Origin of the sequence: Psychrobacter arcticus 273-4 (assembly GCF_000012305.1) — a bacterium.
GTDB lineage: Bacteria > Pseudomonadota > Gammaproteobacteria > Pseudomonadales > Moraxellaceae > Psychrobacter > Psychrobacter arcticus.
Window position 1 is genome coordinate 1,916,703 of record NC_007204.1, and the last position, 21,008, is coordinate 1,937,710.

Sequence of the window (21,008 nt, forward strand, 5' to 3'; positions counted from 1 at the left end):
TATGAACAAGGTATCGAAGGTAAGATGATGAAAAAGCCCTCAAGCGCGCATAATTCTAACAAAAATCAAAAAACCAAACTTACTGCGGCTGGTGATGTACGTATTATCGGTGGTCAGTTTAAACGCCGTGTTGTGCGCTTTGTGGATGCAGAAGGCTTGCGCCCGACCCCAGATAGACTACGCGAGACCTTGTTTAATTGGCTGATTGCTAATATTCATGATGCCCAAGTGCTCGATAGCTGTGCTGGTAGCGGCGTCTTAGGTTTCGAAGCCTTATCGCGCGGCGCTGCCCATTGCACCTTTATCGAAATGAATGCTGCCCAAAGTCAAATGTTACGCCAAAGTGCCGAGCTGTTACGTCTTGATATCGACAGCCATCAAATTATTCAAGGCACAGCCGAACAAGTTCTACAACAAAAGCAGCTTGTGCCACGTCCCTTTGATATCGTGTTTATTGATCCACCTTATGCTGAGGATTTGTGGCAACCTATTTTGACCACCTTGTTTACCCAAGATCTAATTGATACAGACACGCTTATCTATTTAGAAGCAGATAAGGAGTTGAATGAGCAATTGAGCGAACTGGCGGCGGTTTTTAATACCACGCTAGCGGCGCAAAAAGGCACTCATCATCAAACATTGTATTTTGACTGTCTGAAACAGACTAAAGTTGGACAAGTTGTTGCTGGACTTTATCGTCTATTATCGTCATAATTGCCTAGTTAATGAATGCTATTAATAAAATTTACAAATGTTTAAAACCGCTAAAAAACTGGCCAACGCTGCAGTTTAATGTATATAAGGCGAAAATAAACCCCAATGCAGCTTGCAAGCGTAGGCGCTACTGCTTATAATGTGCAGTCTGTTTTTTGAGAGCCCCGTTCCCAGCTAAACTCTCAACGAATTCTAATTTTAAGGTTTTATCATGAAAACACTTAGTGCAAAACCAGCTGAAGTGACCCATGACTGGTATGTCGTAGATGCTGACGGCAAAACCCTTGGTCGCTTAGCTACTCAAATCGCTACACGCTTACGTGGCAAGCATAAGACTTGTTTTACTCCACACGTAGATACTGGTGACTTTATTGTTGTCATCAATGCAGAAAAAATCGCGGTAACGGGTAAAAAAGCGCAAGATAAAAAATACTATCGTCACAGTGGTTACCCAGGCGGTATTAAAGAAACCAACTTCACTAAGCTGATTGCACATAAGCCTGAAGATGTTCTACACAAAGCGGTTAAGGGTATGCTTCCTAAAGGTCCTCTTGGCTACGCGATGATCAAGAAGCTAAAACTTTATGCGGGTACCGAACATCCACATGAAGCTCAGCAACCTAAAGAACTAGACATCTAAGGATACACTTATGGAACGCAATTACGGAACTGGTCGCCGCAAGACTTCTACTGCTCGTGTCTTTTTAGCGAAAGGTACTGGTAGCATTGTTGTTAACGGCAAACCACTTGATGAGTATTTCAGCCGCGAAACGTCGCGCATGGTTGTTCGTCAGCCTTTAGAATTACTTGAATCACCTACTGCTTATGACCTTTACATCACTGTAAAAGGTGGCGGTATTAGTGGTCAAGCTGGCGCAATCCGTCACGGCATCACGCGTGCATTGATTGAGCTTGACGCATCTAACAAACCTGCTCTAAAAGCAGCCGGCTTTGTTACTCGTGATTCACGTCAAGTTGAACGTAAGAAATTGGGTCTACGTAAAGCACGTAAACGTCCACAATTCTCAAAACGTTAATCAAAGCTATCTCTTATATTTTTGCGACTGTTGTCTTTATCTCAGAGCAACAGCTGCAGCATTAAGTATAAGAATAGATTTGCAAAACCTTATAAGCTGGTCACAGCTTATAAGGTTTTTTTATGCCTGACAGTTTTATAAGCTGGGACTATTGTAAAAAACCAACTGCTATATCGCACTCATTTGCCGATAAATCCTGCATCTCAAGGTGCAAATTACCTTGCAAAGCCAAGCATACTGCCCCATCATAATCATAAATTTTCATTACTAGTAACAGTCTTATGAAAGCGCCTGAACAATACGATCCTAGCAAATCTACTTCAAAGAGCAGACTGCCGTCACCAGATAGACAGTCGACCGTAAAGTCGCCTACTTTACCTGCTGGCACACCGACGATTACCCAAACGCATAAGCGAACCGATCAAGCAGAAAAAAAACCTTTTGAGTGGCAGTTTTTAATGCCTAAGTATTGGGGCATTTGGCTATTATTTGCTATTTTTTTGCCGCTGGTTTATCTACCGTTACGGTGGCAATTTTGGCTCGGTCGTAAGCTCGGTATTTTAATCTATACTATAGTAGGCTCACGTCGACGTGATACCTCAATTAATCTCAAGTTGGCATTTCCAGAAAAGCCAGAAGTTGAACGTGAACTGATGGCAAAACAAGTCTTTGTCAATCAGGGCATTGGTGTGTTTGAAACTTTATGTGCTTGGTTCCGTCCGAATGTCTTTACCCGTACCGTATCTATCTCAGGGTTACAGCATGTCATTAATGCACAAAATAATGGTCGCGCTGTTATCTTACTGGGTGCCCATTATACGATGCTTGATCTAGGCGGTATGCTCTGTACCCAATTCTTCCCAATGGATGGTATGTATCGTCCGCAGAATAATGCGCTGCTTGATTGGTTTATTTATAACGGTCGCACGAGTATCCTTAGCAAACAAATCTCCAATCGCAATATGCGTAGCCTCGTTGACTCTCTTAAAAAGGGTCATGTGATTTGGTATTCACCGGATCAAGATTACGGTTTAAAACCAGGCGTCATGGCGCCATTCTTTGGCGTACCAGCGGCAACCCTTACAGCAACGCGGCGACTGGCAACATTAGGTAGTAAAGAGCATCCACCAGCAGTAATGGCACTACATACTTATCGGCAGACGCCAGACAATTTACCAAGCGGTAAACGTCCCCATTATCATCTGACGATTACGCCAGAATTAGATAACTACCCTAGCAATGACGAGATTGCTGATGCCACGCGGGTTAATGAAGTGCTAGAAGGCTTAATTCGTATCGATCCCACTCAGTGGATGTGGTTCCATCGCCGTTTTAAAAACGCTCCCGAAGGTCGTAGAGATATCTATAAGTAAGCTTTTATTCCCACGAAAATCACTGGCATAATTTGCTATAATTTGCAGCTAAGATTTTTTGCTGTTACCAGCATATAAATAACTGTGAATTTATAATAATTTGATAAATCAATAACGGATTTCCCATGAGTAATAACCAGATTTCTGACAGCCAAACGAATATTAATAGCTCAGCACCAGCCAAACGCATCCTCACGGGTATCAAACCTACTGGCACCCTACATTTGGGTAATTACGTTGGCGCGATTCGTCCAGCGATTGAATCAATTAAAAACAGTGATGATGAAGCATTCTTTTTTCTAGCGGATTATCATGGCATTATCGGCTGTTATGACCCTGCTATTATTCATGAATCTACCAAAGCCATTGCGGCGACTTGGATTGCTTGTGGTCTTGACCCTGAGCGTGTCACTTTTTACCGTCAATCAGATGTGCCTGAAATCTTAGAGCTTGCCTGGATTCTAAACTGCTCATGTGCAAAAGGTCTGATGAATCGAGCGCACGCTTATAAAGCGTCAGTCGATATCAATATGGAAAAGGAAAATGTCGATCCTGATCAGGGTATCAACATGGGGCTATTTGGCTATCCGGTTCTGATGGCAGCAGATATCTTGATGTTCAATGCCACGCATGTGCCTGTTGGTCGTGACCAAATCCAGCATATTGAGATGGCACGTGACATCGCAGGCACCTTTAATCATCGCTATAAGACGCTGTTTACGCTGCCGTCTGCTGTGGTAGATGACGATATTCCACTACTCACAGGTCTTGATGGGCGTAAAATGAGTAAAAGTTATAGTAATACCATTCCCCTATTTGGTGAGATTAATCCACAAGTTAGCGGCGAAAAGCAGATGCATAAAGCCATTATGAAAATCGTCACCAACTCGCAGTTACCTGCTGAGCCAAAAGACTCTGATGATTCTGCTATTTTTGAGATTTATAAAGCCTTTGCAACGCCAGAAGAGATTGTCGATATGCGTAGACAGTTTGCTGCCGGTATTGGCTGGGGTGATGCAAAGCAAGCCTTATTTGACAAAATCAATAATGAAGTTGCGCCGTTCCGCGCACGTTATGAGGAACTGATGGCCAACCCGAAAGAGCTAGAAGAAATCCTACAGATGGGTGCAGAAAAAGCTCGTCGTCATAGCCGTAAGCAATTAGACAAAACTCGCCGTGCTATTGGTATTCGTCCACTTGCTAAACTTAAATAAAATTATAGTCGGTGAAAAATCATATCGATACAACACGTACTACTGGTGCGACTTTAAAGTATTTCAACTATATTTATGACGATAATAGATTGCCGCCATGCAAAGTAATCGATTAACTGAGTCTAGCGCAGAGATTCATGATATGTCTCTGCGTATTTATCAGACGCCTGTTCAGCATTTACCAGAAGATCTGTATGTGCCGCCGCAAGCGTTTGCTATTTGGCTCGAGCAGTTTGCAGGACCACTAGATTTTTTATTATATCTGGTCAAGAAAAATAACGTCGATTTGACGCGAATGCCCATATTACCGATTACAGAGCAGTATTTGGCTTATATCAGTAAATTGGACACCAATCATTTTGAGTTGGCGGGTGACTATCTACTAATGGCATCAACCTTGATTGCGATTAAGACTGAGCTGCTACTCCCTATGCCAGAAATGCCTACGGATGAGCGTGATCCAAAAGCTGAACTGATTGAGCGTCTTGAGGAATACACCCAAGTCAAAGCCGCCAGTCAACGTTTAGACAACTTAATCCGACTTGAGCGCGATGTATTTTTGGCTATGGTCAGTATGCCCAATCAAGACATTATGAATTCGGAGCTGCCAAGCTACTCACCTACCCTGTTGATTGATAGCTTGTTTAAGATGCAGCTGCAACCAGACTATCAGATGCATAGCATCAAGGTCGATGCCGTGCCACTTGCTGATCGTATCGCTAGTATCAGTCGGCAGCTGAGCACGGATGGTGCGCGCTCTTTTCATGAGCTGTTAGATAAAGCTCAAGGTAAAATAGGTGTGGTGGTCAGCTTTGTTGCAGTGCTTGAATTAATCAAGCGTCAACTGATTGGTGTGGTTGCTAATAATGTAGACAGTGGCGTTAGCACAGCAACTAACGCTGATGGCAGTCTGTCTACTCATAGCGATTTACTCGAAAAATTAACGTTAGAGTGGCTAGCATAATCTGAACGGGCTTTATAATAAGTCTAAGACAAAATCATTAAACTGAAGAAGATTACATTGAAATGGCAGCTACAGACGATACTAAAGAAGACCTACTGTCTATTAAAGACATCAGCAAACAGATCGAAGTTTTACTGCATGCTTCAGAAGTGCCCTTGACTGCTAATCACTTAAAAAAACACCTCTCCTTGACGACTAAGACCTTAGAGCAGGCTCTAGCACTGCTAAAGCAACGTTTGGATCTTGGCGTATTAAATTTACATCATACTGCCAGTGGTTATCGCTTGCAAATCGCTGATAGCCATAGTGCCTTAATCCAAAGCGTCTTTCCACAACGTCAAGAACGTCTAAGCCAAGCGTTACTTGAGACACTGAGTGTGATTGCTTATAAGCAACCGGTGACGCGCAGCGACATAGAACATGTGCGCGGTGTGACGCTATCGAGCACTATATTACGCCAACTATTTGATAAAGGTTGGATTGAAGAGAACGGTCATAAAGATACTTTAGGGCGTCCGGCATTGCTGCACACCACACCGAAATTTTTAGATGCCTTTGGACTGAGCCATTTGGATGAGCTGCCGCCCATGCCAGATATAGTTGAAATACTTTAAAGTCGCTACAGTACTACTGGTGTAAATTTTTTGCAGCCTCTGTCTGCGTAGGCACAGCAAGCAAGAAAAATTTGCACCAGTAGTACGTGTTGTATCGATATTACTTTTCACCGACTATATAGACAGCATCAGAGCATCCTCTTAAATAAATTAAAATTAGACCGATAAAATATTCTTACTCAATAAAAAAGGACACACCATTTAGGTATGTCCTTTTTTATTGTTCTAGTAAGTCAGCTTAATCAATAAATTTCTTGATCAGCTTTTGATAATTGGCTCTTATTGATTGATAATATCAACACCTTTTGGTGGTGTGAACTTAAACTGACTGCTACTGATGCTTGAGTTCATTTTGATACGGCTAAACCTAATAGAGGTGGTTTGACCCAAGCTATCATTTAACACCATCATCACAGGCTTACCACCGCTAAAGCTCATTGATAAGCTCTTAAAGCTGGCACTATCTGACTTTGGATACAACACATAGTAGTTTTTATTGGCATACGGCTGGGTGATTTTAAAGTTCTTATCGATTTTACTTGGGTCACCCGATAGTAATAGCGCCGGTGTATTACCCACCTGGCTGTCTACCTTTTGTTTGGTTGCTTGCTCCAAATCCTTATCATAAACCCACATCGAGCTACCATTCGCCACAATCAGCTGTTCTGACGGTGATTTAGTTTCCCAGCGGAAATTATTTGGACGTTGTACACTCATAGCACCACTGAACGTACCGCTATTAGCGCCCTTGGTCGTTTGGCTAAAGTTGGCAGTCATGCTTTTGGTATTGGTTAAAAGCTTGTTTAGACGCTTAGACGCCGTTAATTTATCTGCAGGTGCTGCTGTCGCCGATTGCGTTAATGCCATCATAGGAGCTGCAACGCCAAGCGTGGTCATTAAAACACCTGCCAATGCTCCGCCCATAAGTTTTTGTTTTAACGTTATTGCCTGTTTATTCGATTGATTGGTTAATAAAGTCATTATAAATCCTCTTTCAAAATGCAAAATCGCATAAAAAATAAAACGTTTTATCAAATTTTTGTTTTCGGTAAATGTTTATCGTACGAGTACAAAACCGGTGTGATAAAACAATGAGGACAGTGTGCCAGTTTTTTTATTACGCGCCTAGTCATGATTTGCAATCATTACTACCGACGCCATACACGCTTGTAACCAGCACCGTTACACAGTAATAAATGGTCGTTATGATGGTTTTAATAGTTTTTAGCGCTGGTTAACATAAGCTTATAGGCATAAAAAAGCCCTTACTACCTACCGGTAATAAGGGCTTTCTTAGTCATCGAATTATTTTACCTAAAAGATAAAACAATCTAGATGGGCAATTATGCGCTTTCAACCATCACATAACGACGGTTAAATTTACCTTTGGTCGCAAACTTTACCACACCGTCATTTAGTGCAAATAAAGTATGGTCACGACCCATGCCAACACCTTCGCCGGCGTGGAATTCTGTACCACGTTGACGAACGATGATGTTACCAGCGACGATGGCTTGACCACCAAAGATTTTTACGCCGAGCATTTTTGGGTTTGAATCACGACCGTTACGGCTTGAACCGGCAGCTTTTTTATGTGCCATGAGAAAATCTCCTTGTTAATGTGACTTATCGCTAATGCGACAACTCTTAAGCATGTAGTGCGCTATTTAGCAGTAATTGCTAAGTGGTGAATTAGGCATTAATAGCTTTGATTTTTAACAAGGTATACCATTGGCGGTGACCTTGCTCTTTGTGGTAATGCTTACGACGGTTGTGCTTGACGATACGGATTTTTTCGCCGCGACCATGCTCAACAACTTCAACTTCAACACTAGCACCTTCAACGATAGGCTGACCGATCTTGACAGTTTCACCATCAACAATCATCAACACATCTTCAAATTTGATTGTTTCGCCTGTTTCTGCTTTAAGTAATTCAACTTTAAGCAATTCATTAACGACTACACGGTGCTGTTTACCACCAGTTTTGATTACTGCGTACATTGTATGACTCCGTTTAACCCGTGTGCCGTGGCTGATATCATACCAACACTTCGACGACGAACACGACAGGGAAAAATTAAAGGCAAGATTTTACGGCTTTTTGCTCATAAAAGCAAGCCGTACCTCTTGTTTTTGTATGGTGGTAATACCAAAAATCTATGCTCGTATCAGGCACAATGTCGTTGATTAACCAGCGTAATGTATATCGCTATTAATACAGACCGCCTAATAACAAAACAAACAGGAATATTGGTTAAAATCCAACAGCGGCTATTATAGCTTATCTAATCAGATACTTACAGTTTTTTGTAAATAGACAGGTAATCGGCATACATTATGAAGAAATAATTTTTAATATATCCATATATTGAATCAGTTATTGGCCATTTTTTACAATAATCAGTGCCGTATTATATATTAAGCTGCACTGTGCTATCTGCTATACTTAAATCATCAATTTATTTAAACAGCTATGCTATTATGCCTAGAACACTGGCTTTACGGCATATATAGTTGAAATACTTTAAAGTCGCTACCGTATTACTGGTGTAAATTTTTTGCAGCCTCTGTCTGCGTAGGCACAGCAAGCAAGAAAAATTTGCACCAGTAGTACGTGTTGTATCGATATTACTTTTCACCGACTATAGCTGTTTAAATATCCTTAAACTCTCATTGGTATGATTATTCATTATGACTTGTACTTCTTTATCTAACGTCGCCGCCCCATTATCTACTGCGCCATCAGTCAATCTATCAACAACACCAACCTATGCTAATATCCAAAGCATTGTTGCTGATGATTTTGAGATTATGGACAAACAAGTCTTTGGTAGTCTCAATTCCAAAGTTCAGCTGGTGATGAATGTGTCACAGCATGTGATTAACGCTGGTGGCAAACGTATGCGCCCACTGATCACATTGTTATGCGCGCGAATGTTTAATGATGAGCCATCACAGCAAGCCATGCACTTGGCGGCGATTACTGAGATGCTGCATACGGCAACCTTGGTACATGATGATGTGATTGATGAATCAGGACAGCGCCGTGGTAAGGCTACCGCCAATGCCACTTGGGATAATGCCACAGCGGTACTGGTCGGTGATTATCTGATTGCTCGCGCTTTTAATTTGTTGGTGGGCTTTCAGAGTCTACCTTTATTGCAAGTATTCTCAGACGGCACTTGTGATATCGCTGAAGGTGAAGTATTGCAGTTACAACATCAGCATAACCCTGAAGCAACTGAGCAAGACTATCTGAACATCATCGATGGTAAGACTTCACGGTTGTTTATGATGGCAACTCAAGGCGCTGCGATTTTGCAAGGTCAAATTCAGCACCTGCAAGCATTAGCGGATTTTGGACAGCACTTTGGCAATGCCTTTCAGATCATCGATGACGTGCTTGATTATAGTGGTGACAGCGAATTGATGGGTAAAAATCTCGGCGATGATTTAGCGGAAGGAAAACCTACCCTACCAACGATTAAAGCACTAGAGCTATTAAAAGACAGTAACAAAGAAGACTATGAGCAGCTACGTATTGCGGTGCAGACAGGAAAAACACCAAATGCAGAGCAGTTAATCGCTTTGGTACGTCATTCAGGCTCACTAGAGTACTGTAAACAGCGTGCGTTAGAAGAAACCAAGCTTGCCCAACAAGCGCTCAGTAGCTTACCTGACAATCGCTATCGTCAAGGCTTATACCAGTTGACTGAACTCGCCAGCGCTCGCTTGTTATAATTATTTACCAAGAACGCTTAGCTCTTGTTTATGTTTCTACTATATCAATGAGAGTCAAATCGATACTGCTTATATTGATATAAGCAGTTAAATGTCTTTACTGCTACATTTTTACTTAATTATTGCTAAGGCAGTGTTTTTCTGAACAGCCTAATAATTTCTATTTATAGTCGGTGAAAAGTAATATCGATACAACAGGTACTACTGGTGCAAATTTTTCTTGCTTGCTGTGCCTACGCAGACAGAGGCTGCAAAAAATTTACACCAGTAATACGGTAGCGACAGTAAAGTATTTCAACTATATGTGTATCATTTTATCGATGGTACACTTCTATACCTTTCAAACAAACAAAATTTAACAATGTTATCACTGACTATCCACTGTAGATTTTGCCCTTCACTTTTAGCGTAACGCTTTTGTTTTCAATAGGTTCTAGTCGTTTATCAGGATAAAAGTCAATTACAACCTCCAAAAATGGTTTTTTTGTGCCTTGACTGTGGGGTATACCCTATAGTTTATAATCTCTCATTAAATTTACTTATCCGGTTATTGAGCATTCGACATACTTTGATAACGATAAATGCCTATTAATTTTTTATATTTTCTACGTTAAGCTGTATCCATAAACTTTTTATACTGTCACTATTTATTATATGATATTTATATTGCCGAGGACCTTGATGAAGCACTCTTATCTTGCGCTTGTAATAGCAACTGTACTATCTGGAGCTGTACTGGTTGGCTGTGACAAAAAAGAGGATGCCGCTGGCGACGCGGCGGCGGCACAGCAACAAATGCCACCCTCCGTCGTCAACGTTCAGACTGTTACTTTTGATACCGTACCACAAGTACAGATTTTTGCTGGACGCACAGCGGCTTATCAAACCGCTGATGTCCGCCCACAGGTGAGCGGAATTATCGACGAAGTGTTGTTCCGTGAGGGCAGCAACGTCAAAAAAGGTCAACCTTTATATCGCATCAATACGGATAACTACGCAACGTCTATTACCAGTGGTCAGGCGGCGATAGCACAAGCAGAAGCCAACTATCAGACAGCATTGGCTAATAATGCCAATGCAAAAGCGGATTTGGCCAGCCGTCAAGCATCTCTATCACAAGCACAAAATGACTTGCAACGTCTGCAAGGTTTGGTTGCTATTGATGCCATCTCAAAGCAGCAGTACGACCAAGCACAAACCACCGTGCGTACGGCGCAAGCCGCCGTCCAAAGCGCCAATGCGGCTATCAGTCAATCACAAGCAGGTATTGAGAGTGCAAAAGCTGGTATTCAGACAGCAAAAGCTGGCTTGCAAGCGAGTACCTTAGATCTAAATCGTACCATCGTGCGTGCTCCTATATCAGGTCGTACAGATCGCTCTAGCGTGACTGCTGGTACATTGGTCAGCTCAGGTCAACCTACTCCTTTAGTGACCATCTCACGCCTAGATCCTATCTATGTCGATATCAGTCAATCATCCTCTGAGCTGCTTAAATTGCGTCAGCAGATATCTGCAGGCAAAGCGCAAGCAGGAATGAACTCAGTTGAATTGGTGTTAGAGGACGGTTCAACCTATCCTGTACGTGGCGAATTAGCATTGTCAGAAGCGAAAGTTGATGAATCAACAGGTGCAGTGACATTACGTGCAGTCTTCCCGAATAATAGCAATATCTTATTACCCGGTATGTATGTCAGCGCCCGCTTAACTCAAAGCGTGATCACCAATGCGGCACTCGTCCCACAAAGCGCCGTGATGCGCTCGACCAAAAGCGAGACGCAAGTTTATATCGTTGATGAAAACAATAAAATCCAAGTTCGTCCGGTCACGATTAATGGCACATATCAAGGACAATGGGTGGTCACTGACGGTCTTCAAGCTGGCGACAAAGTAGTGATTATCGGTGGTGCAAAAGTGAAGCCTGAACAAGAGGTTATTGCGAAGCCATTAGAAAATCCAAACCCTGCGCCTGCTGCCAAAAAGGCTGCTGCCAAAACACCGCAGCAAGCTGCACAATCAGCCGCCAAATAATTCCATTCAAAGCTAGGAAGACTTAGGGATTTACTATGTCACGTTTTTTTATTAATCGCCCTATTTTTGCTTGGGTGCTGGCTGTTTTGGTCATGCTCATCGGGGTGATATCGGTTCTTAACCTACCGATTGAACAGTATCCACGTATTGCACCACCGACGATTTCGGTCAGTGCAAGCTACCCTGGTGCTAACGCGCAAACCGTTGAAAATTCAGTAATACAGATTATTGAGCAGCGCATGAAAGGGCTTGATGGTCTGATGTATATGTCATCATCGAGCTCTTCAAATGGTAGTGCCTCAGTGACGCTTACCTTTGAGAACGGTACTGATTCTGATACTGCTCAGGTACAAGTACAGAACAAACTGCAAGCCGCGATGAGCTCGTTACCTGAATCGGTACAGCGTCAAGGCGTTAACGTTAATAAATCATCTAGCAGCTTTATGATGGTGCAGGCGTTCATCTCCGAAGATGGCAATATGGATCGATCAGATATTGGCGATTATATTAACTCCAATGTCCTCGATGCGATCAGTCGTGTTGAAGGTGTGGGTGAGGTTCAAGTCTTTGGCTCTACCTATGCGATGCGTGTTTGGCTTGACCCTTCACGCCTACGTAGCTACAACATGGTGCCATCTGATGTCGTCAATGCGATACGAGCACAGAACACTCAGGTATCTGCTGGTCAATTAGGACAAGCACCTGCTGACACTGACCAACAGGTTATCAACGCTACTGTTACGGTGCAAAGCTATTTACAAACGCCTGAAGAATTTCAAAACATTCTGTTAAAAACTGACACCGCTGGTGCGCAGGTACGTTTAGGCGATGTGGCGGATGTCGAAATCGGCAGTGAGAATTATAGCGTTGTGTCTTTATATAATGGACAAGAAGCGGCTGGTTTGGGTATTTCGCTTGCTGCTGGTGCCAACGCACTTGAAACTCGTGAGGCAGTTGGTGTGCGTATGGCAGAGCTGGAAAAGAATTTTCCAGCTGGTCTGACATCAGTGGTTCCTTATGACACCACACCATTTGTTCGTCTATCTATCGAACAAGTCGTTATGACCCTCATTGAGGCGATCGTATTAGTATTTATCGTTATGTTCCTTTTCTTACAGAACTGGCGCGCGACTATCATTCCAACGCTTGCCGTACCTGTTGTTCTATTGGGTACGTTTGGGGTGCTGTATATTGCTGGCTTTAGTATCAACGTATTGACCATGTTTGCTATGGTGCTCTCCATTGGTCTATTGGTCGATGATGCAATCGTTGTCGTAGAGAACGTTGAGCGTATATTAGAAGAAGATCCTCACATTTCTATTAAAGACGCGACCGTTCAATCGATGGGTGAAATCAGTAAGATCGTTATTGGTATTGCGCTTATTTTATCCGCTGTATTCATACCGATGGCTTTCTTTGGCGGCTCAACAGGCGTGATTTACCGTCAGTTCTCTATTACTTTGATTACCAGCATGGTGTTATCAGCCATGGTCGCGCTTGTTTTCACCCCTGCCCTATGTGTGACATTGCTAAAACGTGGCAAAAGTCATGAAAAAGGCAATAGCGAAAATCAAAAAGGCTTCTTTGGTTGGTTTAACCGCTCTTTTACCAAAACCAGTCAATCTTATGAAAAATTTATTGGTAAAAGCTTCCGTTTTAAATGGTTATATCTGATTGTCTATGCCGCCATTATCGGTATTATGGCAGTGGTGTTCTTGCGTATTCCGGGCTCATTTTTACCAGAAGAAGATCAAGGTATTATGTTTACCTTGGTTCAGCTTCCTGCCGGCTCTACACTAGATGAGACACAAGACGTACTGGATAAAATTAGAAACTATTACGACACTCAAGAGAGCGATAACATTGCTTCTGTCTTTACCATTGCAGGCTTTAGTTTTGCTGGTCAAGGTCAAAATATGGGTCTGGCATTTGTACGTTTGTCAGATTGGGAGGAACGTTCTGGTGATGAAAACACAGCCCAAGCCGTTGCTGGTCGAGCAATGGGTTATTTCTTTACTCAGTTAAATGAAGCGCAAGTATTCGCCATTGTACCCCCAGCTATTACTGAGCTTGGTAATGCCAGTGGTTTTAATTTAATGCTTCAAGATAGTGGCAACCTTGGACACGATGGGTTACTTGAAGCCCGTAATATGCTCTTAGGTATGGCAGCACAGAATGAACAAGTTGCTGGTGTGCGTCCTAACGGTCAAGAAGATTCGCCACAACTTAAAATTGATATCAACCAAGAACAAGCTGCTGCTTATGGCTTGTCGTTAAGTAATATCAACAGCGTCATCTCAACAGCGTGGGGCTCAAGTTACGTTAATGACTTCGTCGATCGTGGTCGTATTAAACGCGTCTATGTACAAGGTGAGGCAAGCAGCCGCACCAACCCTGATGACATTGGTAAATGGTATGTACGAAATGACATGAACGATATGATTTCGTTCGATGCATTCTCTAGCAGTGAGTGGCAGTCAGGCTCACCACGTCTCACTCGCTACAACAGCTTACCGTCAATGAATATCCAAGGTAGCGCAGCACCGGGTTTAAGTACTGGTGAGGCAATGAGTTCTATGGAAGCCATGATAGATAAGTTACCTGAAGGCATCAGTTACGAGTGGACAGGCATGTCATTGGAAGAGCAAAAGTCAGGTGCACAAGCGCCTATACTTTATGCGCTGTCAATCCTAGTCGTGTTCTTGTGCTTGGCGGCTCTATATGAAAGCTGGTCTATACCCTTCTCTGTCCTATTGGTCATTCCACTTGGGGTATTGGGTGCCGTGATATTTACTTGGCTACGCGGTTTTGCCAATGATATTTACTTGCAAGTTGGTCTACTTACGGTCGTTGGTCTATCGGCCAAAAATGCCATCTTGATTATTGAGTTTGCCAAAGAGCGCCAAGAGGCAGGTTATAGTCTCACAGAGGCCGTCATGACAGCAGCGCGTCAACGCTTACGTCCAATTATTATGACCTCTCTTGCCTTTGGACTAGGTGTTGTGCCATTATTCTTAGCAAACGGTCCAGGTTCAGGCAGTCAAAATGCTATCGGTACCAGTGTTATCGGTGGTGTTATAACTGCCACACTCTTAGGCATCTTCTTTATTCCAATGTTTTACATCTGGGTACGTAGTGCGTTCCCGCACAAATACGAGAACAATAAGCCAAATGATAAAGATGATAGCAACGGTACGCCTGACTCGCACAACCCAATGCCTTCTGATAATGATCAGCCTGCAAGCCTTGGAGACAATACATAATGAGTACTAAAAAAATGTTTACCAATAACCCAGCAGCGGTGGCGGTCTCTGCTACCTTTGCGCAACCGGCTCTATCACGCTTGCGCAGAAATGGCAGTCGTTTAATAGGTCTAACAGCATTAGCGATGAGCATGGCAGCTTGTAATACCATTCCAAAGGCCGATACGCGTCCTGTGCTGGCAGTGCCTAACCTTCCTATCGAACAAACCTATGACGCGTTTGATAAAGAAACCGTTAGTAATGCTCAGCAAGCCAGTCTGGCTGGTCAACGCTGGCAGAATTTTTACAGCGACGAGCGTTTAAAAGGTCTGATCGCTTTAGGTCTTCAAAACAACAAAGACTTTGAAAGTGCTCGTTTAGCCATCGAAAAATCCCGCGCGCAATATCAGATTACTGATATCAATGATTTGCCACGCATTGATGGTAATGCTGGATACTCGCGCGCGCGTCAACGCGGACAAACAGGCGACAACTATAAGGTTAACCTTGGTCTTGCCAATTATGAGCTCGACTTTTGGGGTAAAATTGCCAGCTTAAAAGACCAAGCGTTGCAGAATTTTTTATCAACGACAGCGGCAAAAGACGCGACCCAAATCAGTCTGATTAGTAACATTGCCCAAAGCTATGCCAATCTAAGCTATAGCTTGGCGCAGCTACAATTGGCAGAAGCGACCGTAGAAAGCCGTGAGAAATCGCTGTTTATTGCCAGCAAACGCTTCGAAGCTGGTATTGATCCTAAACTGCCGTCTTTGCAATCTAGTGCCTCACTTGAAAATGCCAGACTTGCCGTTTTACGTGCCCAAAGCAGTATTTTAAAATCACGTAATGCACTGCAGTTTTTGGTTGGTGGACCGATTCCAACCAATCTGATTCCAACGCCTGCCGTCAATAACATCACAAGCCAGCAAGTCTTTAGTGCCGGCTTGCCAAGTGAGCTACTACGCTATCGTCCTGATGTCTTGCAAGCAGAATATAATCTAAAAGCTGCTGGCGCTAATATCGAAGTGGCGCGCGCGTCTTACTACCCTTCTATCAGCTTAGCCAGTAACGTCGGCTTGAGCAGCGGCAGTTTAAATGACTTATTCAAGAGTGGTGCTGTTAGTTGGTCATTCGGTCCAAGCGTTAGTGTGCCTATCTTTGATGCTGGTCGTTTAGATGCCAACTATGATTTGGCACAAATCGAGCGTAAGCAGACGCTTGCAAGCTATGAGCGTTCAATTCAAACCGCTTTCCGTGAGGTCTCTGATGTCTTGGCAACGCGTGCAACTTTGGGCGAGCAGCTCGACGCACAGTATCGTTTGCAAGACAACTTTGAGCAAACGTATCAGATTGCTGATGCGCGCTTTAAGGCTGGTATCGCAAACTATCTAGATGTCCTCGATGCTCAGCGCTCGCTATTCTCAACGCAGCAAGGTATTTTGGATTTAGAGTTGCAAAAAATCATTAGCCAAATCGAGCTTTATCAAGTACTAGGTGGCGGTGCCAATCTAGATATACCAACCGTGATTCCTGTACCGCAACATAGAAATCTGGTACAAGTAGTCAATGCAGCTGCCAATAGCAACAAGGCGAAAGCCACTGATGCTATCGATGCCGCAAGCTCTGCGCGTGTGCTCTCTGCCCAAGAAGCCCTTGCGATTAAACAAGCAGAACCAATAGAAAAATCGACTTTTAAGCCAACTGCTGTGGTCGATATCAACAATGATGGCAAGACTGATGCTGCGCTTGGGGTAATTACTGAAGAAACCACCTCAAAAGAGACACGCATCAAAGAAGTCAGTGTCGAGCAAGTGCCAGTAACACAGATTATTGAGCCATAAATCTTTAGAAAGCCATAATTGCGTGACGTACTTTTATCGCGTTGATAGTCGATAAGTACAATCAGCCCTACCGACTCATTATAGTAAGTCAGTAGGGCTTTTTGCTTTTGATAGCGACTATTGGGTATAGTATCGACAGTATCTGACATACCTTTTTAAAAACCCTATAGTTGAAATACTTTAAAGTCGCTACAGTATTGCTGGTGTAAATTTTTTGCAGCCTCTGTCTGCGTAGGCACAGCAAGCAAGAAAAATTTGCACCAGCAGTAGGTGTTGTATCGATATTACTTTTCACCGACTATAGTAGAAATCTCAGTAGAAACCCTAGTAGAAATCTCAGTAATTAAAAAAATGACCGTGATTGCCATTTAAATAAGGAAACAACATGACTTATACTTTTAACCGCCAATTCCCTGAAACTCGCCTACGTCGCTTGCGTTATAACGACAATATACGCTCAATGATTCGGGAAGTTGAGCTACATCCTAAGCATTTTATCGCGCCGGTTTTTGTATTAGAAGGCACTAACGAGCGTCAACAAATCGCTAGTATGCCAGGCGTTGAGCGCTTATCAATTGACCTGCTCATTAAGCACGCCAAAGACTTGTTAAGTGAAGGCGTTACAACCATCGATATATTCCCAGTGATTGATAATTCACTAAAAACACCAGATGGTAGGTCTGCTTATGATGAAAATGCTCTCACTGCGCGTGCGGTAAAAGCGGTCAAAGATGCCGTACCAGAAATGGTTGTGATGACCGATGTGGCGTTGGACCCTTATACTTCACATGGTCAAGATGGCTTGCTGGATGACACAGGCTATGTGATTAATGATGAAACGGTTGAAGTATTGGTCAAACAAGCGCTCGTCCATGCGCGTGCCGGCGCTGATATCATCTCACCTAGTGACATGATGGATGGTCGTATCAAAGCCATGCGTGATGCCTTTGAAGCTGAAGGTTTTGTGAATACTGCTATTATGGCGTATTCAGCAAAATATGCCTCCGCTTATTACGGTCCGTTCCGTGATGCGGTCGGTAGTGCAGGCAATTTAAAAGGTGGGCATAAAAAGCAATATCAGATGGACTTTGGCAATCGTGCTGAAGCCTTGCATGAAGTGGCGATGGATATCAATGAAGGCGCTGACATGGTCATGATTAAACCGGGTCAGCCGTATTTGGATTTAATCCGTGAAGTTAAAAACACCTTTGGCGTACCAACGTTTGCATACCAAGTCTCTGGTGAATATGCCATGCATATGGCAGCGATTCAAAACGGTTGGCTCACTGATGCCGTTATTTTAGAGTCGTTAATTGGCTTTCGCCGTGCAGGTGCCGATGGTATCTTGACCTATTTTGCATTAGAAGCAGCAAGACAACTGAATAACGCTTAATTTCAGCGTATTTTTGCTTATTATACAAAAAACCGTATCCGCTGCTATAAAGCCGCGGATACGGTTTTTTGTATTTCGTTACGCTAAAAACTCAGACAGCATTTTATCAAATATAGTCGGTTAAAAGTAATATCGATACAACACGTATTGCTGGTGCAAATTTTTCTTGCTTGCTGCGCCTACGCAGACAGAGGCTGCAAAAAATTTACACCAGCAATACGGTAGCGAATTTAAAGTATTTCAACTATAGCACTCCATAAATGCGCCCGCTAATGCGGCTTATCAAACTCAATAACAGGGCCAGCCGGTATAACACCAGTGGGATTAATCGTTGTGTGGCTAGTGTAATAATGCGCTTTAATATGATCCATATTTACCGTGTCTTTAATACCCGGTACTTGATACAAATCACGCAGATAGCCCCAAAGATTGGGATAGTCAACGATGCGGCGAATATTACATTTAAAGTGTCCGACATAAACAGCATCAAAACGTACCAATGTCGTAAATAAACGCCAGTCTGCCTCTGTTATCCTATCACCCAACAAATAACGCTGCACTGCCAAACGTGCCTCTAACGTATCTAACGCATCAAATAATGTGATGACTGCGTCTTCATAAGCTTCTTGCGTGGTTGCAAAACCTGTTTTATAAACACCATTATTGATAGCATCATAAATAAACGCATTGATCTCATCAATTTCTACTATCGCATCGGATGGTAGAAAATCACCAACTACTGCCCCAACGTCATCAAAAGCTGAGTTAAACATACGAATAATCTCAGCGGATTCATTGCTGACGATAGTGTTGGTTTTTTTATCCCATAATATCGGTACTGTCACCCGCCCCGTATAGTTTGGCTCTGCCGCAGTATAAACCTCATATAGATAACTTGCATTGATAATAGGGTCAGCGACAACACCTGTACCCTCTGCAAACGTCCAACCTTTATCACCCATAAAAGGGTGAACCACAGACATCGAAATAATATCTTCCAAGCCTTTTAGCTGACGAAAAATTGTCGTGCGGTTTGCCCATGGACACGCCAAAGAGACATATAAATGATAACGATTGGCTTCGGCTTGAAAGCCACCCTGACCCGATGGACCAGCACTACCATCTACGGTTACCCAATTTCTAAAGCCTGCATCTTCACGCTCAAAGCGTCCACCGCTAGCTTCTGTGTCATACCATTTATCCTGCCACTGCCCATCAACCAATAAGCCCATTTGATTCTCCTAACCATTTTACTGTTAACTTAATTTTATTAGATACTATTCGATTATCATAAGAATCATTTTTTTATATCTGCAACAGGATTACTAAATTGCCGAGTATCAAGCTACATCCCACTATTGATAATAAAAACTAAATTATAACTCTATTATAAAAACTAAAACTACATAAAAATTATTATTTGACCGTCAATATGAAGTTGAATCGTGAGATCGTAATAATAAGGCAGTTTTATTAGAAAAAATGCTTGCAAAATAGTGGAAACTTGATAGAATACTCAACCTAAATAGGCGTATAGCTCAGTTGGTTAGAGCGCTACCTTGACATGGTAGAGGTCAGCAGTTCGAGTCTGCTTATGCCTACCAAATATTTAGAAAGCCCCAGTTTAACGACTGGGGCTTTTTTTTGTCCGTAAAATATGGTCTCGTAAATAACTGACTTTATAAAATTTTCGAATAATTACCAGATGACTAATAATTACCAGATGACTTAAGTTGTCTGGTTTTTTTATCTCCAAACTTCTAACGACAACAGGTGTCGCGAAAGTTTTCATATACATTGTTTTGTCAACATAGTTCCGTTACAGTAAACCCATGACCTAATTATGACAATCTTTTTGATAAATGGAATTATTATGGCAAAACCTACCAATGCCTATACCGACAACAGTTTTGCCTCGTCCGATCTTAAAACCATTCTCCACTCCAAACGTGCCAATATCTACTACCTATCTCATTGCCGCGTGATGCAAAAAGTGACTTAGAAATTTTGTTCCTCCCGTTGTTCCAGCTCAAGTTGCTTCATCACCGCTCAGGTGACTTAGAAAACAGAGGCCATCTGAGAGACATTGAGCAAGCATGTATATTACAGATAACGCTATTTGTTCCGATTGGTACTAACATAAGTGTAATCGATGCTAAAGCTGACGCTATCCGTGCTAAATTTGGTACCGAGCAATCTCACACGGTCGACGGTCACAATGTATTGATAAGGAGCAGTCACAAAGAACCTGCGATGCCTGACAGTGACGGTAAGTGGTATATGCAACCGATTAGTATTGAGTATCAGATTATTTAGTTGTATGGTGATTGAGTCAGCTAGGCTAATAAGTAGCTCTTATTACTGAAAGTGCGTTACGCTATCGCACTGCTGACACCTACACTAGCGATTACTAAGCGAGTAATAACATGAAAAAAATTATCACAGTGCTATCATTAGCTTTATTGCTAACAGCTTGTGGCTCAAGTGAGGTAGATACCACTGAGCAAAAAGAAAAGGAAGTTGTTAAGACCCGTAGCGGAATACCACATTTAGGCGGCAAGTCCGAAGCTGGTCTACTTACTGACTGTCAACTTGATATACAGGGTAAGTTAAATAATCCTCGATCAATGGATATCATGCACAGCAACCTAAAATATAAAAAAGAATCCAATCATGAGTTATGGTTTCAGTTTTACGCAAAAAATCAGCTTAATGCTGAATCAAAGCATACCGGAATGTGTGAGTTTGATGAGAATGGACAACTACTAAGTTCTAAGTTTGAATGACTGACAAATAACCTTATTAAAATTATCAAGCCTTGCATTAACGTGTGGGCTTTTTTTA

At 42.5% G+C, this 21,008-nt stretch carries 18 protein-coding genes, 1 tRNA gene and 1 pseudogene; 16 read left to right on the forward strand and 4 right to left on the reverse strand.

All coding sequences use genetic code 11. From position 1 onward, the window contains the following. Positions 1-27: 27 nt before the first annotated feature. The 7 genes from rsmD (at position 28) to scpB (ending at position 5,916) form a co-directional block, all read left to right on the forward strand. On the forward strand, positions 28-714 hold the full coding sequence (gene rsmD / locus PSYC_RS08105; protein ID WP_041757735.1) for a 16S rRNA (guanine(966)-N(2))-methyltransferase RsmD: 687 nt from the start codon (positions 28-30) through the stop codon (positions 712-714). Between the two features lie 211 nt (positions 715-925). Further along, a complete protein-coding gene (rplM, locus tag PSYC_RS08110; RefSeq protein ID WP_011280830.1) occupies positions 926-1,354 on the forward strand; it encodes a 50S ribosomal protein L13 in 429 nt (142 codons plus the stop codon). Positions 1,355-1,364: 10 nt separating this feature from the next. Further along, a complete protein-coding gene (gene rpsI / locus PSYC_RS08115; RefSeq protein WP_011280831.1) occupies positions 1,365-1,751 on the forward strand; it encodes a 30S ribosomal protein S9 in 387 nt (128 codons plus the stop codon). Positions 1,752-2,032: 281 nt separating this feature from the next. Beyond that, a complete protein-coding gene (locus PSYC_RS08120; protein WP_011280832.1) occupies positions 2,033-3,124 on the forward strand; it encodes a lipid A biosynthesis acyltransferase in 1,092 nt (363 codons plus the stop codon). Positions 3,125-3,249: 125 nt separating this feature from the next. Further along, on the forward strand, positions 3,250-4,338 hold the full coding sequence (locus tag PSYC_RS08125) for a tryptophan--tRNA ligase (RefSeq protein WP_011280833.1): 1,089 nt from the start codon (positions 3,250-3,252) through the stop codon (positions 4,336-4,338). Between the two features lie 97 nt (positions 4,339-4,435). Next, positions 4,436-5,302, forward strand: a complete 867-nt coding sequence (locus PSYC_RS08130) for a segregation and condensation protein A (protein WP_011280834.1) — start codon at positions 4,436-4,438, stop codon at positions 5,300-5,302. Between the two features lie 62 nt (positions 5,303-5,364). After that, positions 5,365-5,916, forward strand: coding sequence for an SMC-Scp complex subunit ScpB (scpB, locus tag PSYC_RS08135; protein WP_011280835.1), 552 nt, complete (start codon positions 5,365-5,367; stop codon positions 5,914-5,916). Between the two features lie 279 nt (positions 5,917-6,195). On the opposite strand, the gene lolA is transcribed toward scpB, so the two are convergent. From lolA to rplU, 3 genes are all read right to left on the reverse strand, one after another. Next, a complete protein-coding gene (gene lolA / locus PSYC_RS08140) occupies positions 6,196-6,897 on the reverse strand; it encodes an outer membrane lipoprotein chaperone LolA (RefSeq protein WP_011280836.1) in 702 nt (233 codons plus the stop codon). Positions 6,898-7,259: 362 nt separating this feature from the next. Continuing rightward, positions 7,260-7,517 carry a 50S ribosomal protein L27 gene (rpmA, locus tag PSYC_RS08145; RefSeq protein ID WP_010199200.1) on the reverse strand — a complete coding sequence of 86 codons (258 nt, stop codon included), beginning with the start codon at positions 7,515-7,517 and terminating at the stop codon, positions 7,260-7,262. Positions 7,518-7,608: 91 nt separating this feature from the next. Further along, positions 7,609-7,920 (reverse strand): 50S ribosomal protein L21, encoded by a 312-nt coding sequence (gene rplU / locus PSYC_RS08150; protein WP_011280837.1) that lies wholly within the window; start codon positions 7,918-7,920, stop codon positions 7,609-7,611. Positions 7,921-8,730: 810 nt separating this feature from the next. On the opposite strand from rplU, the gene PSYC_RS08155 reads away from it, so the two are divergent. The 5 genes from PSYC_RS08155 to hemB all read left to right on the forward strand — a co-directional run bounded on the left by PSYC_RS08155 (position 8,731) and on the right by hemB (position 18,164). After that, positions 8,731-9,660 carry a polyprenyl synthetase family protein gene (locus tag PSYC_RS08155; protein ID WP_201500664.1) on the forward strand — a complete coding sequence of 310 codons (930 nt, stop codon included), beginning with the start codon at positions 8,731-8,733 and terminating at the stop codon, positions 9,658-9,660. Between the two features lie 681 nt (positions 9,661-10,341). Next, positions 10,342-11,688: an efflux RND transporter periplasmic adaptor subunit gene (locus tag PSYC_RS08160; RefSeq protein ID WP_011280839.1), complete on the forward strand. Its 1,347-nt coding sequence runs from the start codon at positions 10,342-10,344 to the stop codon at positions 11,686-11,688. Positions 11,689-11,723: 35 nt separating this feature from the next. Further along, positions 11,724-14,951: an efflux RND transporter permease subunit gene (locus PSYC_RS08165; RefSeq protein ID WP_011280840.1), complete on the forward strand. Its 3,228-nt coding sequence runs from the start codon at positions 11,724-11,726 to the stop codon at positions 14,949-14,951. Then, positions 14,951-16,771, forward strand: coding sequence for an efflux transporter outer membrane subunit (locus PSYC_RS08170; RefSeq protein ID WP_011280841.1), 1,821 nt, complete (start codon positions 14,951-14,953; stop codon positions 16,769-16,771). Before PSYC_RS08165 ends, PSYC_RS08170 begins: the two co-directional genes overlap by 1 nt. Positions 16,772-17,156: 385 nt before the next feature. Continuing rightward, the gene (hemB, locus tag PSYC_RS08175; protein ID WP_011280842.1) at positions 17,157-18,164 is read left to right on the forward strand and encodes a porphobilinogen synthase; all 1,008 of its coding nucleotides are present in this window, start codon (positions 17,157-17,159) and stop codon (positions 18,162-18,164) included. A gap of 269 nt (positions 18,165-18,433) precedes the next feature. Here hemB and PSYC_RS08180 read toward each other — a convergent pair whose 3' ends face one another. Then, positions 18,434-19,396, reverse strand: coding sequence for a glutathione S-transferase family protein (locus tag PSYC_RS08180; RefSeq protein WP_011280843.1), 963 nt, complete (start codon positions 19,394-19,396; stop codon positions 18,434-18,436). Between the two features lie 295 nt (positions 19,397-19,691). Between PSYC_RS08180 and PSYC_RS08185 the strand changes: the two genes are divergently transcribed. From PSYC_RS08185 to PSYC_RS08195, 4 genes and pseudogenes are all read left to right on the forward strand, one after another. After that, positions 19,692-19,768, forward strand: a tRNA-Val gene (locus tag PSYC_RS08185). 269 nt (positions 19,769-20,037) lie between these two features. Beyond that, positions 20,038-20,157, forward strand: a pseudogene (locus tag PSYC_RS11585) (subtype I-F CRISPR-associated endonuclease Cas1); the annotation flags it as partial. A 41-nt stretch (positions 20,158-20,198) separates the two neighbouring features. Then, positions 20,199-20,480: a phage tail terminator-like protein gene (locus tag PSYC_RS12045; protein WP_227500377.1), complete on the forward strand. Its 282-nt coding sequence runs from the start codon at positions 20,199-20,201 to the stop codon at positions 20,478-20,480. Positions 20,481-20,590: 110 nt separating this feature from the next. Then, positions 20,591-20,950: a hypothetical protein gene (locus tag PSYC_RS08195; protein ID WP_011280845.1), complete on the forward strand. Its 360-nt coding sequence runs from the start codon at positions 20,591-20,593 to the stop codon at positions 20,948-20,950. Positions 20,951-21,008: the final 58 nt, after the last annotated feature.